The organism is Leisingera sp. McT4-56 (assembly GCF_020514995.1).
GTDB classification, from domain to species: Bacteria; Pseudomonadota; Alphaproteobacteria; order Rhodobacterales; family Rhodobacteraceae; genus Leisingera; species Leisingera aquaemixtae_A.
The window spans coordinates 42,187-58,886 of record NZ_JAJALF010000014.1 but is presented as its reverse complement, the minus strand read 5'-3'; the positions used below and the strand labels follow the sequence as shown (position 1 = coordinate 58,886).

Annotated in this window: 14 protein-coding genes; 6 read left to right on the top strand and 8 right to left on the bottom strand. The window is 64.9% G+C overall.

The features are described 5' to 3' along the window. Nucleotides 1–83: 83 nt before the first annotated feature. From LHL23_RS15455 to repA, 4 genes are all read right to left on the bottom strand, one after another. A complete protein-coding gene (locus tag LHL23_RS15455; protein ID WP_226430550.1) occupies nucleotides 84–1,397 on the bottom strand; it encodes an MFS transporter in 1,314 nt (437 codons plus the stop codon). Nucleotides 1,398–1,749: 352 nt separating this feature from the next. Next, the gene (gene repC / locus LHL23_RS15450; RefSeq protein ID WP_226430549.1) at nucleotides 1,750–2,892 is read right to left on the bottom strand and encodes a plasmid replication protein RepC; all 1,143 of its coding nucleotides are present in this window, start codon (nucleotides 2,890–2,892) and stop codon (nucleotides 1,750–1,752) included. Between the two features lie 181 nt (nucleotides 2,893–3,073). After that, nucleotides 3,074–4,054 (bottom strand): plasmid partitioning protein RepB, encoded by a 981-nt coding sequence (gene repB / locus LHL23_RS15445; protein ID WP_226430548.1) that lies wholly within the window; start codon nucleotides 4,052–4,054, stop codon nucleotides 3,074–3,076. Continuing rightward, nucleotides 4,054–5,229 carry a plasmid partitioning protein RepA gene (gene repA / locus LHL23_RS15440; RefSeq protein WP_222482199.1) on the bottom strand — a complete coding sequence of 392 codons (1,176 nt, stop codon included), beginning with the start codon at nucleotides 5,227–5,229 and terminating at the stop codon, nucleotides 4,054–4,056. The genes repB and repA overlap by 1 nt, the downstream gene beginning before the upstream one ends. A 473-nt stretch (nucleotides 5,230–5,702) precedes the next feature. Here repA and LHL23_RS15435 point away from each other — a divergent pair, with 473 nt between their 5' ends. The 4 genes from LHL23_RS15435 (at nucleotide 5,703) to LHL23_RS15420 (ending at nucleotide 9,909) form a co-directional block, all read left to right on the top strand. Continuing rightward, the gene (locus tag LHL23_RS15435; protein WP_226430547.1) at nucleotides 5,703–7,259 is read left to right on the top strand and encodes a trimethylamine methyltransferase family protein; all 1,557 of its coding nucleotides are present in this window, start codon (nucleotides 5,703–5,705) and stop codon (nucleotides 7,257–7,259) included. 67 nt (nucleotides 7,260–7,326) lie between these two features. Then, nucleotides 7,327–8,430 carry a mandelate racemase/muconate lactonizing enzyme family protein gene (locus LHL23_RS15430; protein WP_226430546.1) on the top strand — a complete coding sequence of 368 codons (1,104 nt, stop codon included), beginning with the start codon at nucleotides 7,327–7,329 and terminating at the stop codon, nucleotides 8,428–8,430. A gap of 13 nt (nucleotides 8,431–8,443) precedes the next feature. Continuing rightward, a complete protein-coding gene (locus tag LHL23_RS15425) occupies nucleotides 8,444–9,178 on the top strand; it encodes an SDR family NAD(P)-dependent oxidoreductase (protein ID WP_226430545.1) in 735 nt (244 codons plus the stop codon). Further along, nucleotides 9,175–9,909 (top strand): SDR family NAD(P)-dependent oxidoreductase, encoded by a 735-nt coding sequence (locus LHL23_RS15420; RefSeq protein WP_226430544.1) that lies wholly within the window; start codon nucleotides 9,175–9,177, stop codon nucleotides 9,907–9,909. Before LHL23_RS15425 ends, LHL23_RS15420 begins: the two co-directional genes overlap by 4 nt. 96 nt (nucleotides 9,910–10,005) lie before the next feature. Here the strand turns inward: LHL23_RS15420 and LHL23_RS15415 are convergent, their stop codons facing one another. From LHL23_RS15415 to LHL23_RS15400, 4 genes are read right to left on the bottom strand one after another with little or no spacing between them, the layout of a single operon-like run. Continuing rightward, nucleotides 10,006–11,346 (bottom strand): NAD(P)/FAD-dependent oxidoreductase, encoded by a 1,341-nt coding sequence (locus LHL23_RS15415; RefSeq protein WP_226430543.1) that lies wholly within the window; start codon nucleotides 11,344–11,346, stop codon nucleotides 10,006–10,008. Beyond that, nucleotides 11,343–12,842, bottom strand: coding sequence for an aldehyde dehydrogenase (locus tag LHL23_RS15410; protein WP_226430542.1), 1,500 nt, complete (start codon nucleotides 12,840–12,842; stop codon nucleotides 11,343–11,345). Before LHL23_RS15410 ends, LHL23_RS15415 begins: the two co-directional genes overlap by 4 nt. Nucleotides 12,843–12,845: 3 nt before the next feature. Next, nucleotides 12,846–13,763 carry a dihydrodipicolinate synthase family protein gene (locus LHL23_RS15405; protein WP_226430541.1) on the bottom strand — a complete coding sequence of 306 codons (918 nt, stop codon included), beginning with the start codon at nucleotides 13,761–13,763 and terminating at the stop codon, nucleotides 12,846–12,848. A gap of 7 nt (nucleotides 13,764–13,770) precedes the next feature. Next, nucleotides 13,771–14,481, bottom strand: a complete 711-nt coding sequence (locus LHL23_RS15400; RefSeq protein WP_222482207.1) for a GntR family transcriptional regulator — start codon at nucleotides 14,479–14,481, stop codon at nucleotides 13,771–13,773. A gap of 161 nt (nucleotides 14,482–14,642) precedes the next feature. Between LHL23_RS15400 and LHL23_RS15395 the strand changes: the two genes are divergently transcribed. Then, a complete protein-coding gene (locus LHL23_RS15395; protein ID WP_222482208.1) occupies nucleotides 14,643–15,725 on the top strand; it encodes a quaternary amine ABC transporter ATP-binding protein in 1,083 nt (360 codons plus the stop codon). A gap of 12 nt (nucleotides 15,726–15,737) precedes the next feature. After that, complete coding sequence (locus tag LHL23_RS15390; protein WP_222482209.1) at nucleotides 15,738–16,673, top strand: ABC transporter permease; 936 nt, start codon at nucleotides 15,738–15,740, stop codon at nucleotides 16,671–16,673. Nucleotides 16,674–16,700: the final 27 nt, after the last annotated feature.

Here is a 16,700-nt window from a genome sequence, read left to right as displayed (position 1 = left end):
CAATAACCTACTCATTTAGAGGATTATGTCTAGTCATAAAATGATTAAACCGTACCCGGCCCCCGGCGATCCAGGATGGCGTCTTATTGCGGCAGCCGCGGGTGCAGATCGTCGATGATGATCGGATGCGCATGCGGGTGGCCGCCCTGCAGATGCGGGTGGTCCGGCGGCAGCTCCGGGTGGCTGTGCGCAACCGGGGCTGCGCTGTCCCGCGGCCACAAAAGCTGCGCGGCGGCCAGCCCGGCCGCGGCCAGCAGTGCCAGCGCCAGCATCGCGGCCCCTGCCCCCCAGGCCGCCATCAGCCAGGCCGACAGCGGATAGAAGACCAACCAGCAGGCATGCGACAGGGTGAACTGCGCGGCAAAGATCGCCGGCCGGTCCGCCGCATGGGCCGAGCGCGCCAACAGCCGCCCAGAGGGGGTCATCACCGCGGAGTAGCCGAGGCCGATCACGAACCAGGCGATTGCCAGCCGTGCAAACCCCAGCGGCTGCATCAGCGTGGACAGCGCCAGCAGCAGCAGCGCAGCACTCCCCAGGGCGCCGCCTGCCAGCATCACGCTGCGGTCCGGCAGACGCTCCAGCAGGCGCGGCAGCAGCATCGCCGACAGCATCGAGCCGCCACCGAAACAGGCCAGCGCCAGTGCCACTGTGCTTTCGCCCTGCCCCATGCCGCCGCGCACCAGCACCACCGTGTTGACCAGCACCATCGCGGCCATCGCCGAAACCACCCAGTTGAGCGCCAGCAGCCCGCGCAGCCGCGGTGTCCGCAGATAGTTGCGGATGCCGCGGGTGGTGCGCTGCCAGATGGGCCGGGGCGCCTTGGGTTCCGGCGACGGCAGGACAATGGACACGAGCAGCAAGGCGGAGGCGGCAAAACCCGCCGCAGTGCCCCAGAACAGTGTCGAGGAACTGACCAGAACCAGCAGCGCCGCTGCCAGCATCGGGCTGACCAGGCTTTCCAGCTCATAAGCCAGCCGCGACAGCGACAGCGCCTGGGTATAGTCCCTCTCCTGCGTCAGCACATCGGGGATCGTGGCCTGGAAGGCGGGTGTGAAACCGGCGGAGGCCGATTGCAGCAGGAAAATCAGCACATAGACCTGCCAGACCTCACTGACAAACGGCAGGCAGACGGCCACTGCCATCCGCACCATGTCCAGCGCGATCAGCATCCGGCGCCGGTCCACCTGCTCGGCCCAGGCGGCGGCGATCGGGGCCACGGTGACATAGGCCACCATCTTGATCGTCAGCGCGGTGCCCAGCACCAGCCCGGCGCGGTCGCCCGCCAGGTCAAAGGCCAGAAGCCCCAGCGCCACGGTGGCGAGGCCAGTGCCGCTGAGCGCCACGATCTGGGCCAGGAACAGATGGCGGTAGGTCCGGTTGCGCAGGATGGAAAGCATGGGGGCCGCGTCCTTTGACAAGGGGTATCGCCGCCACTGTGGCCGTCTGGCGGCGGCAAAGGCAATGGCCTGACGGACAGAAACGCAACGGCAAAGCATGTGATTGTCAGCTGACAATTTTGTTCTGCCAACCCAAAACGGCGCCGGATATGCGGTGGCTTCCGGCCCGGTCTGTTTGCCCTTGTTCGTCCCGCAGCGGGTCGCCAGGGTCCAGTTGACGGCTGTTGAGACCCGCATGTGGGGCTCAGTTGTCAGCTGACAATTTCAGAAACCGCGGCTCGTGTCTGCCGCCGAAACCTCGGACCGGCCCCGGCAATAACCAGCCCGGCCAGCCCGCGCCGGGTGAAAATTGTCAGCTGGCAATTTCCGCCCGGGGTCCTGTCTGCAGCAGCGCATTCAGCATCGGCGCGGTGGAGAACTGGCCTGCGCGCGCCTTTTGCGCCAGCCGCCTGAGGTAGGCGCCGGGGCTGCGGATGGTGGAAAGCTTCTCCAGCATGCACATCACCGCTGTTGCCGCGTCCTTGCGGCCCATGGCAGCGCGTGCGTCGCTCAGCACCGGCATCTCGATCCCCATCATCGGCGACAGGGTTTCGGCAATGCGGTCGGCGTCCTGCCAGCTGCGCAGCGCGCCGGGGTAATAGGTCTGCACCTCGGGGCAGGCGCGCAAAACGGTGGCCAGATCATTGGCATTCTCAGCCTTTCCGGGGTTCGCGTCTGAATTCTGCGGCTGAGGGCAGGGTGTTTCGGCCTGCGCCGCTTCAGAGTCAGAATCTTTTTTTACTGAATCCTGTATGTGCCGCTCATTCTGGCTGCCGGGGGCGCTCATTTCGCGTGTTTCCAGCGGGGAGACCTGCGGGGTCTCTTCCGGCGTCCGGCTGGCAATTTCCGCGCGCAGGAGATCAGCCATTGCGGACAATTCGGTTTCGCAGGGCTTGCGGCGCAAGAGCTTGCGGGCGGCCTCCAGCAGTGTCTCTGCCGTCTCGTCCGCGATTTCCAGCAGCTCCTGCCGCAGCACGGCAACGCGGTCGCGCAGAACTGCCAGGCGCTCGGCGTGTTCCTTGGCGTCAAATGCGGCGCCGAAGATCTGCGCGGCATGGCGGGCGAGGGGGGAGAGGTCGAAGCCGAAAGCCACACCGGTGTCCTCGCCAACCCGGCGGGCGTAGCGCTTGCGGTTGGGGCTGTTCTTGCGGCTGACAATGCCGAGCCGGGTGAGGGCGGCCAGGTGGCGGCGCAGGGTGCTTTCGGGCATCCCGTTCAAGCGCTCCATCAGTTTGCGGTTCGACGGGAAGACGATGGCGCTGTCCGGGTCCGCAGGCAGCGCGCGTTCCGGGTAGAACGTCAGCAGCGCCTTCAAGACGCCAAGGGTGCGGTGGCTCAGTTCAAACTCCGCGGCGGCGTGCGTCAGCGCAGCCAGAAGATCCCACTTGTCGTGGGCACCCGCCAGCCGGCCGCACAGATCCTGCCGCCCAAATGCGATTTGGGACGCCTGTTCCATGATTTTTTCACGAAAGACAAAAAATACCCGCCCCTGTGCGGCGCACAGAGTTGACACTGACGAGTCTGAGAGGCTATTCCAAAGGTGCTAAATCTGAGAACGGCCTTCTGGGATGTAATGTCCTGGGGGGCTTTTCTTTTGCCTGCTTACGTGCCTCCTGTCCTGTTTTCTCTGCTCTTCTTCAGTCTTCCGGCTGCTCGGGCTGGTCTTGCTGCCAGCGGCCGTGAAGCTCTGCCATGATCTCTTCCGCATGGGTGTCGAACCAGGCGTCAAAGCCGGGCGCGTCCTTGCCGGAGATCGTCAGGGTGATGCCCTTGGCGGTCGTCTTGATGCCCGCCACCGCGGCGCCGTTGCAGCCGGGCAGGGGTCGCGGTTTTGCCGGCGCCGGGGCAGGGGCCGGTTTGGCGGCCGTATGCGCATCCTGCGCCCGCTTCAGAACCGCCTCGAACCGGCCATCGGAGTCATGCGTGAGGAAATCGGGCGTATTGGAATAGGCAACCGCCCGGCCCCGCGCGCCGGGGTCCTCGAACAGCTTGACCAGCGTCATCCAGCGGTCGCGGCCGATACCGGGGGCGGAGCCGATCAGCCGCAGGAAGGGCAGCGTGAACGCCGTGCCCACCTTGAGCATCCGCGACACCATCGGCAGGTCGATCGACAGCGCAGCGGCAATTGTCGGCCGGTCATAGCCGTCTTCCTGCAGCTGCGCCGCAAAAGACGCCTTCTCGATGAAGCTGAGATCCAGGCGCGAGGTGTTTTCCTGCCCCTGCGCCATCACCAGCGCGTGGTCGTCGAGCTGCCGCACCATTGCCTTGACCGGCAGGCCCAACTCGCGCAGCGCCTTGAGGCGGCGGCGGCCATAGACGATCTCGAACCGTCCCGGCGCCTTGGGGTGCGGGCGCAGCAGAACCGGCACCTGCTGGCCGTAGGTCTGCAGGCTTTCGATCAGCTGGTTCTGGGCGGCGCCGTCGATGCCGAGCCGGTCCTCGTATCCCGCGTCGTCGATCAGCGCCGGATCGATCTCCTGCACCGCGCTTTCCTGCAGCTTGCTGAGCGAGGATTGCAGTGCCCCGACCGCACCGCGCGGCATCATCTTGGGTTTCGGCCCCGGAGCGGATGCTGCGGGGCTGCTGAGTGCCGTGCTGAGAATGCCTTTGCGTGCCATCAACGCCTCCATGCTTGTTGAAGGAGCGATTCTATTTCATCGTTAACTTGATTCAGTGAATCGACCGCACGGTCATAGGTTGACCTGTGAAACTGGGATCTTTCGACCTCGTAGACCGTCTGCTGGGTCAGCCCCGCATCGGAAATCGCGGTGGATTTCAGCATTGGGGCGACCATGACTTCCTCGCCGAACAGCTGCCGCAGGAATGCAACCACCTGTTGCTGCGGACCGTCGTTCGGCTCGTACCGGTTGATCAGGAACCGCAGGAAATCGAACTCCAGCGCGGCCCCGGCGTTGGAGACCACATCCAGCAGTTCGGCGGACATCTGCAGGAACTGCGACATCGAGGCGATGTCGAGCATGTTCGGCACCACGGTGATGATCACGCCGGTCGAGGCGCAGAGCGCCGACATGGTGAGATACCCCAGCTGCGGCGGGCAGTCGAAGATGATCACGTCGTAATCCTTCTCGACCTCCTCCAACGCCGCCGCCATGCGCGAGAAGAACGCGGGCTGCACGTTGTTGATCAGCGCCTGCGGGGTCTCATGCTCGAACTCCTGCAGGATCAGCCCGCCGGGGGCCAGGTCCAGATTGGCGAAATAGGTCTGCTGGATGATCTGGCGCAAGGGCAGGGGGTCGTCATAGCGGATTGCGTCATAAATCGTCCCTGTTTCGAGGAAATCGACCTCTGGCCGGTAGCCGAAAAGCGTCGTCAGCGACGCCTGCGGGTCGATATCCACCGCCAGCACCCGGTAGCCCTTGAGCGCCAGCCGCTGCGCGGTGTGGATCGACGAGGTGGTCTTGCCCGAGCCGCCCTTGAAGTTCAGGAACGACAGCACCTGCACCTTGTCGCCCTCGCGGCGGCCGCGCAGGTAGGTGCCCGGGGTCTTGGCCGCGGCATCCAGGATCTTCCGCATTTCCAGCAGATCGGCAGCGGAATAGTGGCGGCGGCCGCCGGGCGTGGTGTGGACCTCTGGGAATTTGCCGTCAAAATGCAGCTTGCGCAGGAAGCTGGGAGAGATCCCCAGCATTTCCGCCGCCTCGCCGGCGCTGAACAGGCGCAATTCTTTCCTTGCATCCGGTGCGAAACTGGCCAGCATGTGGCTGTTGAGAGCCGCACTGAGGTTCTCCGCGTTCTCGCGGATACGCTGATTGATGTGGAGTGCTACTGCCACCTGCTGCCCTCTCGATAGTAACGCTGTTTTGCGTCAGCGCCTTATTTATCGTTTCTATACGCAATGCGAGCAGCGTTTTGCAATAGATTCCTTCATTTACAGGTTGCAGAAGGGCCGTGTGGCGGTCTGCCGGATTGCAAGGAAAACTGCAACTTTTCCGTTAACATGCTGAAATATATTCGTTTTCGCCGGGTTGCACCGCACGGGGCAGGGGCGGGCGCAAAACCCGGTGCGGCTTTGCATGATGCGCAGCCCATGGCTGCCGGGTGAGTCGCGCCGGGCGCGGAAAATCCTGTGTTTGCAGCAAAATCAGGCTCTAAACAGGGTCTGCGCCGGGCCGAAGGGGCAGGGCGTCCGGGCGGGGCAGGCCGGTTCCGCGGGCTGGAGTGTCGGTTTTTGCAACCGGATTTCGCAATCCTGCAGGTGAAACCCGATTCATTTGGTGAAACTCACAGTCAAAGGAGACCCCTGCGATGACTGAGCAAGCCACTGCCACCCGCGCCCGCTCCGGCGGCCGCAACGCCCGCCGCGCCCTGCGCACCGCCCCCAAGTTCGACATGCTGCCGGGCCTCACCCGCAATATTCCCTGGTGCGAGGTGATGGACGGCGCCCAGGTCGAGATGATCGACAACGCCTCGATGGATATTTTGGAAAACGTGGGCGTCCAGTTCCGCGACCCGATTGCACTGGAGGACTGGAAGCGCGCCGGCGCCAAGGTCGTCGGCGAACTGGTCTATCTGGACCGCGGCCTGGTGCGGGAACTGATCAAGACCATTCCCAGCGATTTCACCTATCACGCGCGCGACCCGAAAAAAAACGTGCGCCTGGGCGGCAAGCATTCGATCTTTGTGCCGATGACCGGCGCGCCGTTCCTGCGCGACCTCGATGACGTGCGCCGCAATCCGCTGCTGGACGACCTGGCGATGTTCCACAAGCTGGCGCATATGATGCCGGGCCTGCACTCCTCGGCGCATCACATCGTCGAACCTTATGACCATCCGATCAGCCAGCGGCACCTGCGGATCACCTATTCGTCGATGAAATACTCCGACAAGACGTTCATGGGCATGACCACCAGTCCCAAGAACGCCGAGGACGTGATGGACATGTGCGCGATTCTGTTCGGCGAGGAGTTCCTGGAGGATCACCCGGTCACCACCGGCAACTGCAACGGCAACTCGCCGCTGGTCTGGGATGAAACCATGCTGGGCGCCATGCGCGCCTTCTGCAAGCGCAAGCAGCCGGTGCTGTGCTCGCCCTTTGTTCTGGGAGGCGCCAACACCCCGGCCTCGGTCCCCGCCACCGTGGCACAGTTGAATGCCGAGGCGCTGTCGGCGCTGGCTTACACTCAGGTGATCCGCAAGGGCGCGCCGGCGATCTACGGCCATTACCTGTCGACCGTCAGCATGAAATCCGGCGCGCCGATGGCCGGCACGCCGGAGATCAGCCTGATGAACTTCATGATCGGCCAGATGGCGCGCTACTACAACGTGCCGTGGCGCACCTCCAACACCCTGGGCGGGGCCAAGACGTTCGACGCGCAGGCGGGGTACGAATCCGCCACCACCTTGTCAGCGGTGATCCATGCGGGCGCCAACTACATTTGGCACTCGGCAGGCTGGAACGAGGCGGGCATGCACTGTTCGGTCGCCAAGTTCATCGTCGATGCGGAGCAATGCGCGATGGCTTACCGGATGGCGGAAGGCCCCAAGTGGCACGACTTCGACCAGGCCATTGCCGCGGTGCCGGATGTCGGCCCCGGCGGCCACTACCTGGGCCACCCGCATACGCAGGAGAACTTCCAGGAGGCGTTCTTCATGCCGGAGCTGTTCGACAACAACTCGATCGAGCAATGGCAGGCGGAGGGCAGCGTCGAGATCACCGAACGCGCCCTGACCCGCGCCAAGAAGCTGCTGGCGGAGTATCAGGAGCCGAAGCTGGACGAGGCCAAGAACGAAGAACTGCTGGATTACATAGCCCGGCGCGAGCGGGAAATCCCCGCCGCGGATGAGCTGAACCAGAGCTACTAGGCTTCCTCCCCGACTGGCCCGCCCTGAACGATAGAGGGCGGGCCTTTTTTCCATCAGGGCAAAACACATGAAAATCGCGGAAATCCATATCTATCAGCATGATCTGCCGGTGAAAAACGGCCCCTACACCATGGCCAATGCCGAGGTCTGGGCGCTGGACACGACGCTGGTGAAACTGGTGGCCGACAATGGGCAGACCGGCTGGGGCGAAACCTGCCCGGTCGGCCCCACCTACGCCGAGGCACACGCCGGCGGCGCCCGGGCGGCGCTGATTGCGATGGCCGAAGGGCTGATCGGTGCCGAGGTGGCGCCCGTGACCCTGCACCGGCAGATGGACGGGCTGTTGAACGGCCACAACTACGCCAAGGCCGCCATCGACATCGCTGCGCATGATCTGCTGGGCAAGCACTTGGGTGTCAGCGTCTCAACCCTCTTGGGCGGCGCGGCCACGGACCGGGTGCCGTCCTATTATGCCACCGGCGTCGGCGCCCCGGACGACATTGCGCGCCTCGCGGCAGAGAAACTGGAAGAGGGCTATCCCCGCCTTCAGATCAAGGTCGGCGGCCGCCCGGTGGAGTTGGATATCGAGACCATCTGCAAGGTGTGGGAGAAGATCGGCGGTTCGGGGATGCGGCTGGCGGTCGATGGCAACCGCGGCTGGACCACGCGGGACGCGCTGCGCGTCAGCCGCGAATGTCCCGATGTGCCTTTCATCATGGAACAGCCCTGCAACACGCTGGAAGACTTGCAGAAAATCCGCCCGCAGATCAGCCACGGCCTCTATATGGATGAAAACAGCACTAGCCTGAACACGGTGATCACCGCGGTCGGCACCGGGCTGGTGGACGGCTTCGGCATGAAGGTCACCCGCATCGGCGGGCTGCATCCGATGCGCGCCTTCCGCGACATCTGCGAGGCCCGCAACCTGCCGCATACCTGCGATGACAGCTGGGGCGGCGACATCATTGCTGCCGCCTGCACCCACATCGGCGCCACCGTGAAGCCGGGGCTGCTGGAGGGCGTCTGGCTCGCCGCCCCCTATATCGAGGGCAACTACGACGCGGAAAACGGCATCCGCATCGAGGGCGGCCATATCGCGGCGCCGCAGGGGCCGGGCCTGGGCATCACCCCGGACGAGAGCCTGTTCGGCGCGCCGGTGGCATCCTTCTGATTGGAGAGCATGAATGGATTTTCAGGGAAAATGCGCGCTGGTTACTGGTGCGGCGGGCGGCATCGGGGCTGCCATTGTCCAGCGCCTGCGCGCGGCAGGCGCCAGGGTTGCCGCTGCTGACCGCGACACCGCGGGGATCGAGGCCGAGGCGCATCTGCCCGGCGATCTGCTCGACGCCGAATACGCCGGCGCGCTGCCGCAGGCCGCCCATCTGGCGCTTGGGCGTTTGGACATCGTCGTCAACAATGCAGGCGTCATCACCCGCGGCCCGGTCACTGAAACCTCGGACGCCGACTGGGCGCTGTCGATGGGGGTGAATGTCGAGGCGCCGTTCCGCATCTGCCGTGCTGCGATCCCAATCCTGGCGCGCAATGGCGGCGGCGCCATCGTCAACACGTCCTCCTGCTGGGGTGGCAAAAACCCGGGTCCGGACCATGCGCTCTACTGCACGACCAAGGCGGCCATTGCGTCGCTGACGCAATGCATGGGGATGGATCACGCGCATCAGGGCATCCGCATCAACGCGGTCTGCCCGAATGAGGTGAACACGCCGATGCTGCGCACAGGGTTCGAAAAGCGCGGCTTTGACCCGGACACCGCGGTGGCGGAGCTGGGCAGGACGGTGCCGCTGGGCCGGATTGCCGAGCCGGAGGATATCGCCGATGTGGTGCTGTTCCTGGCATCAGACGCGGCGCGCTACATGTGCGGCGCGCTGGTGGAGGTGAACGGCGGGAAACCGGTGTCATGATGCGGTTTCAGGGCAAGGTGGCGCTGGTCACCGGCGGCCGCAGCGGCATCGGCCAGGCAATCGCCCGGAGGCTGGCAGGCGAGGGCGCGCGGGTGTTCACCGCGCAGCGTGGCGCGGATGCGGAATTCGAGGCCGTCGCGGCCGATTTCACCGACCCGGACAGCCCGGCGCAGGCGGTGGCAGAGGCCGTGGACAGGGCAGGGGGCCTTGATGTGCTGGTCAACAATGCCGGCATGATGCAGGAGGCGAGGGTGGAAGACATGAGCCTCGCCGACTGGCAGCGCAATCTGACCGTGAACCTGACCGCGCCCTTCCTGATGATCCAGGCGGCGCTGCCCCACTTGCGCAAGTCCCGCGGCAGCATCGTCAACACCGGCTCTATCGAGGGGTTGGGCAGCAATCCCGGCCACGCCGCCTATTGCGCCTCCAAGGCCGGGCTGCACGGCCTCACCCGCGCGGTTGCGGTGGATCATGGGCACGAGGGTATCCGCTGCAACGCGGTGGCGCCGGGCTGGATCGATACCGAGCTGAACCTGGACTTCATCGAAGCGATGCCGGACCCGGAGGCCTTCCGCCGCGATATCGCCGGCATTCACCCGGTGGCGCGCACTGGCAGGCCTGAGGAAGTGGCGGCGCTGGTGGCCTTTCTGGCCTCTGAAGATGCGGGGTTCATCACCGGTCAGGTCTATACCGTTGATGGCGGCCGGATGGCCAAGTTGAGCCTGCCCTGAGCAGAAAAACGGGTCTCCAAGGCCCGGATCCTTCTTTATCTGGCTGAAAATATCCCGGGGGAGGCCGCAGGCCGGGGGCAGCGCCCCCTCAACCTGCTATTCCTTGCCGGACCGCCATTCCTTCCACCGCAGATAGGTATTCGCGCCAAGCGAGGCGAAGGGTTCCGGCGGCAGCCTGGGCGGCATCGGCTGGGCCAGGAAATGGCTGGCGACCGGAGAGCCTCCCTGCAGCAGCAGTTCGGCAATGCCCATCCCCTGCAGGGTGCCGCGGGCGATGCCGAGGCCGTTCTGGCAGCATGCGGAATAGACGCCCTGGTCCAGCTCTCCGAAGGCGGCGGAGCCGTTGCGGCTGAGGCAGAGCATACCGGCCCAGCGGTGCTCCATCCGCACGTCCCCCAGCTGCGGAAACCGCTCATTGAACTTGCGGTCCTGCACCCGCCCGGCGCGGCGCAGGCGCATCTCGCTGGTTTCAATCGTTGGGTGAAAGCTGGAGCAGGTCCGGACCAGGATCCTGTCGCCGTAGGAGCCGGAAATCCGCCGCACAGAGGTGCCCATCGGATCCGCGGGCGTGACCGACCAGCGGGGCGTGCCGCCCAGCCGTTTGATCTGCTCCGGCGTCAGACGTTCGGTCATCGAGGCATAAAGGCAGATGTGCATCAGGCGGCGCTGGTAGAAACCGAAGCTTTCCAGGTGGCCGTTGTTGGCCAGGATCACGCTGCCGGTGCTGATGCGGCCCTTTGGGGTGCTGACGCTCCAGCCGTTGCCCTGTTTCCGGAACCCGGTGGCAGGGGAGTTTTCAAACACGCGGATCTGCCCTGCCAGATGCGCCGACAGGGCGCGGATATAGGCGGCGGGCTGGATCATCACCGTTCCGGGCGCATAGAGGCCGGAGCTGTAATGCGGGCTGCCTGTGCGCTCCTGTATTTCCTGCTGGCTGAGCAGCTGATGCGGCTCGCCCAGCCGCTCCAGATGGGCGGCGAAATCACGGTTGTGCTGATCGCCGGCGCGGGTGGCGGCGGCGTTAATCTTGCCCGCGGGGTCGAACATCTCCTGCGGCAGGGCGCAGTCCTCCGCCACGCCCTTGGCGAACCCGATGGCCTTGCGGTTGAAGGCAATCGCGGCCTTGTCGGCCTCCAGCCCCGATCCCGCGTAATTGTCGGAGGCCAGATCATGCGGCAGGTCGATCATAAAGCCGGAATTGCGCCCGGCGGAGCTTTCGGCAAAGCGGCCGGCCTCCAGCAGCGCCACCTTCAAGGAGGGGTCCAGCTGGTGCAGGCGGCGGGCGGCAGACAGGCCCGCAAATCCGCCGCCAATGATGGTCACATCGGCGGTCAGGTTGGTGTCAAGCACCGGCAGCGCGGCCTGGGGCGGCAGGATGGCATTCCATCCCGCCGCGCCGGTCTGCCGGGGCAAGCGTTTTGCGGTGTAGGCGGTCAATCCACGGCCTCGTCGGCATCATCGGCCAGGTCGATCCAGATGGTTTTCAGCTGGGTGTACTGGTCGTGGGCATGGACGGAGTTGTCGCGGCCGCCAAAACCGGACTGCTTGTAGCCGCCGAAGGGGGTGGAGATGTCACCCTCGCCAAAGCTGTTCACCGTCACCGTGCCTGCGCGGATGGCGCGGGCGCCGCGGATGGCGCGCTTGGCGTTGGCGGTGAAGATCGAGGCGCAAAGGCCGTACTGGGTGTCATTGGCGATGCGGATCGCCTCGTCAAAGCCGGTGACCTCGATCACCGACAGCACGGGGCCGAAGATTTCCTCGCGCGCCAGCACCGCGTCGTTGCCCGGCACCTCGACGACCGTGGCCTCGACAAAGGCGCCGTCATGCGCCTTGCCGCCCAGCACCACGTTTTCGGCCTGTTCCAGATAGCCGCAGACCTTGTCGAAATGCGCAGATGAAACCAGAGCGCCCATGCGGGTTTCCGGGTCCAGCGGGTCGCCGACGTTCCAGGCTTTGGCGTGGTGGGCGATGCGCTCCAGCAGCTCTGCCTTGACGTCCTTGTGCACAATCAGGCGCGACGAAGCCGAGCAGTTTTCGCCCATGTTCCAGAAGGCGCCGTTCACGATATGCTGGGCCACCCGGTCCAGGTTCTCGGCGTCGTCCATCACGATGGCGGGGTTCTTGCCGCCCATCTCCAGCACCACTTCCTTGGCGTTGCTTTCCGCCGAATACGTCAGGAAGCGCTTGCCGGTCACGGTGGAGCCGGTGAAGGAGACCATGTCGATATCCATGTGGCGGCCGATGGGCTCGCCAACCTCGGCGCCGCCGCCGGGCACCACGTTCAGCACACCGCGCGGCAGGCCGGCTTCCATTGCCAGCTCGGCCACCCGCAGCGCGGTCAGGGTGGTCTCGGCGGCGGGTTTCACCACCACGGAGCAGCCAGCGGCCAGCGCCGGGCCGATCTTCCACGCCAGCATCAGCAGCGGGAAGTTCCAGGGCAGCACCAGGCCGACCACGCCAATGGGTTCACGCACCACCATGGCGATGTGATCGTCCGACGCTGGCGAAACCTGGTCATAGATCTTGTCGATGACTTCGGCGTGCCATTTCAGGCAGTGGATGGTCTCCGGCACATCGACGGTTTCGCAGTCATAGATGGTCTTGCCGCTGTCGAGGCTTTCCATCACCGCCAGTTCATGGGCGTTGCGGGTCATCAGCTTGGCAAGCCGGATCAGCACGTCCTTGCGTTCGGAGGGGTGCAGGCGCGACCAGCGGCCGTCGTCGAAGGCTTCGCGCGCCTTCTCAACCGCGACATCAACGTCCGCGGCACCGCATGCTGCGATGTCCGCCAGCTTCTCGCCGGTTGCCGGGTTCACGGTCTCGAAGGTCTTGCCTGAAGCCGCCGGGCAAAACTTGCCGTCAATGAACGCACCTGTGGGCAGGTCCAGGTTGGCGGCAATGGATTTGTATTCGTCCTGGGTCAGCAGCGTCATGGATCAGCCCTCCGCCTCGATATCTGCGATTTTCTGTTTCAGCACCCGCACGACCTGTTCCAGCGCGCGTTTGTCGTCCTTGTTCAGCCCCTTCAGCGGTGCGCGCATGGCACCGGCTTCGATGCCGTTCATGGTGACGCCGTGCTTGATGGTCTGGATGAATTTGCCGCCCTGTTCGAGGACGCGCATCAAGGGCATCATCGCCGACATGATGCGGCGGCCCTTGGCAAAGTTGCCCTCGATCACGCAGGCATTGTACAGCGCGACGTGCTCCTTCGGCAGGAAGTTCGAGCCGCCGCAGACCCAGAAGGGCGCGCCCCAGGCAAAGAATTCCAGCGCCTGGTCGTCCATGCCGCAGCCCAGCTGGATATGCGGGTAGTCGCGGGCCAGCAGGTGCACCCGGTTGATATCGCCGGAGCTTTCCTTGATGCCGCAGAAATTGCGGGAGCGGCCGACGCGGTCGAGGAACTCCTCTCCCATCATGGTGCCGGTGCGGTGCGGGTAGTTGTAGAGCATCACCGGCAGGTCAGCGGCCTTGTCGATCGCCAGCGCGTTCAGCGCGTTTTCGCGGTCGGTCGGGACCGAGTAGGGCGGCGAGGCCAGCAGGATCGAATCCGCGCCGATTTCCTTGGCCCCCTGCGCCAGCGCGATGGAATCGCTGGTCAGCATGGCGCCGGTGCCCACCACCAGCGGCAGGCGGCCCGCCAGCCGTTCATGGGTGAAGCGGGCCAGCGCGATACGCTCCTCCACGGTCTGGGCATAGTTTTCGCCGGTGGAGCCGCCGGAGATCAGCCCGTGCACGCCGTTCTCAACCAGGTATTCGATCACCTCGGCCAGCGCGTCCCAATTGACGCTGCCGTCCTCGAAATGGGGCGTCACCACGGGGGTGTATATCCCCTCAAACCGGAATATTGGGGTCATTTCGTCCTCATGCAGGGGTTTTGCGCGCCACCGTCCCCAGCGGCACGTCAAGCCCGGCGGGCATGACGAACAGCTCGATCTGGTCGCGCGACAGGTTCCAATGGTCAATCGCCAGCTGGCCCGCCGCCGCCTCGTCGCCTGCCTCGATGGCAGCGATGATGGCGTCGTGCTGGGCGCTGGCCTCGCCCAGGTTTTCCGCCATCTGGCGGTCCTGGGGGCGGTAGAAGGTCATGCCGATGCGGGCATGATCGATCAGCAGCCGCTGGAAGGACGGGGCGAGATAGATGTTGTCGGCCATCTCGCCGGTGATCTCGTGAAAGCGGTTGTTGGCCATCGCCCGGTCAGCGCCGGAGCCCGTGCGCAGCGCCGCCTTGAAATCCTCCTGCGCCGCCTTCAGCGCGGCGATCTGCATCTCGGTGGCGTTCTTGGCCGCCAGCTGCAGCACCGCGCCGTAGATCATCGGCGCCGCCAGGAAGAAATCCCGCAGGGTCATGTGCGACATCTCGCTGACCCGCGCGCCGCGGTTTTCCCGCAGATCGACATAGCCCTCGCCGGCCAGCTGGCGCAGCACCTCGCGCAGCGGGGTGCGGGACAGCTGGAATTCCTCCGACAGCTTCGATTCGTCGAGATCGGCGCCCGGCCGCAGGGCAAGCGTCATGATGGCCGTTTTCAGATGGCCATAAAGCTCTGCTTTCCTGTTTTTGGACGCGTCCTTCATCTCAGTCTCCATCGTTGCATCTGAACCTGTGCGGGCAGGATGGCCCGGCGGCACAGGCCTGTGCAACCTGATTGCTCATTTTGTGTTATGAGAAAATACAATTTGTGTACAGAGAAAAAATATGCTGTATGCCAGGAAAGTTTTCTGGAGGAGGGGAACAGGTGACGACGCAAGCAGACGAAGCCGTGATCGACTGCCGCAATCTGTGGAAGATCTTTGGCCGCCGCGCGGACGAGGCGATGAAAGCCGTTCAGGAACAGGGGCTTGGCAAGCTGGAAGTGCGCGACCGCTTCGACTGCGTGGTGGGGGTGCAGGATGCGACCTTCAGCGTCGGGCGGGGGGAGATCTTTTGCATCATGGGGCTGTCCGGCTCTGGCAAGTCGACGTTGATTCGCCATGTGAACCGGCTGATCGAGCCGACCTCGGGCCAGCTGTTCATCGAAGGCCAGGATGTGAATCAGCTATCCGCCAGGGAGCTGCGCGAGGTGCGGGCCGAAAAGATCGGCATGGTGTTCCAGAACATGGCGCTGATGCCGCACCGCACCGTGCTGGAAAATGTCTCCTTCAGCCAGGAGGTGCGCGGCCATGATGCGCGCGAACGCCGCGAGAACGCGATGCGCGCGATTGATGCGGTGGACCTCAATGGCTGGGACCAGAAGTACCCGGACGAGCTGTCGGGCGGCATGCAGCAGCGGGTCGGCCTGGCGCGCGCGATTGCTGCCGACCCGTCGATCCTCTTGATGGATGAACCCTTTTCGGCGCTGGACCCGCTGATCCGCCGCCAGCTGCAGGACAAGTTCATGTCGCTGTCGGCAGAGATGAAGAAGACCACCCTGTTCATCACCCATGACCTGGACGAGGCGATCCGCATCGGCGACCGCATCGCCATCATGAAGGATGGCGCGCTGGTGCAGGTCGGCACGCCGGAGGACATCGTGACCAGCCCGGCGGACGACTATGTCGCCGACTTCGTCGCGGGCATTTCCAAGCTGGAGCTGATTTCCGCGGGCAAGATCATGGAGCCGGTCGCCTCTTTCGAGCAGCGGCAGGGGCCGATCGACCTGGGCAGCTGGCCGGAGGCGCATCCCGATCATTCGCTCGACGATCTGGTCAACCTGTCCATCGCCACCCAGCACCCGGTGGTGGTCAAGGCGGACGGCAGGGCCATCGGCATCGTCACCAAGAACGCCCTGCTGCGCGGCATCCAGGGCCATGCCGACGACGCCGGCAGCCTGAAGCACTGAGGAGGCAAGACCATGGCAGAGAACACCTACAGCATCCTCGACCCGTTTTCGGCGGTTGATCTGGGGCTGGCGGAATCGGCGGACGGGGTCAAGCAGTGGGCAATTGCCAACCGCGCGCTGATCCAGCCGGTGAAGAAGTTTTTCAACGAGATGATCGTCGGCATCGACACCGCGCTGAATGCGGTGCCGCCGCTGGTGATGCTGGTAATGCTGGTGCTGATCGCCTGGCAGGCCGCGGGCCGCCGGGTGGCGATCCTGGTCGGCGTTTCGATGCTGGCGCTTGGCTTTTTGTCGCCCAATGCCTGGGGGCTGGCGATGACCACCCTGGCGATTGTGGTCTCGGCGGTGATCCTGTGCTTCATCATCGGCCTGCCCTTGGGCGTGCTGGCGGGCAAGAACGACCGGTTCGAGGCGGCGATGCGGCCGGTGCTGGACACCATGCAGACGATCCCGGCCTTTGTGTACCTGGTGCCCGTCGTGATGCTGATCGGCATCGGCAATGTCTCCGGCGTGATCGTGACGATCATCTTTGCGCTGCCGCCGCTGATCCGCCTGACCAGCCTGGGCATCCGCGGCGTCAATGCCTCTGTGGTGGAGGCCGCGCGCGCCTTTGGCGCCAGCCCGCGCCAGATCCTGTTCAAGGTGGAGCTGCCGCTGGCCACGCCCACCATTCTGGCCGGGGTCAACCAGACCATCATGCTGTCGCTGTCGATGGTGGTGATCGCCTCGATGATCTCGGTCAAGGGGCTGGGCAACGAGGTGCTGCGCGCCATGGGCCGGCTGGATGCGGGCAAGGCGCTGGTCGGCGGCCTCGGCATCGTGATCCTCGCCATCGTGCTGGACCGCATCACCCAGGGCATGGGCCAGTCTGGCCGCGACCGCGGCCACCGCCACTGGTGGCAGGGCGGCCCCGTCGGCGCGGTGCTGCGCCTGGCCGGAAAGACCTGACTTTCACTTTCATCTGAACACCCAAGG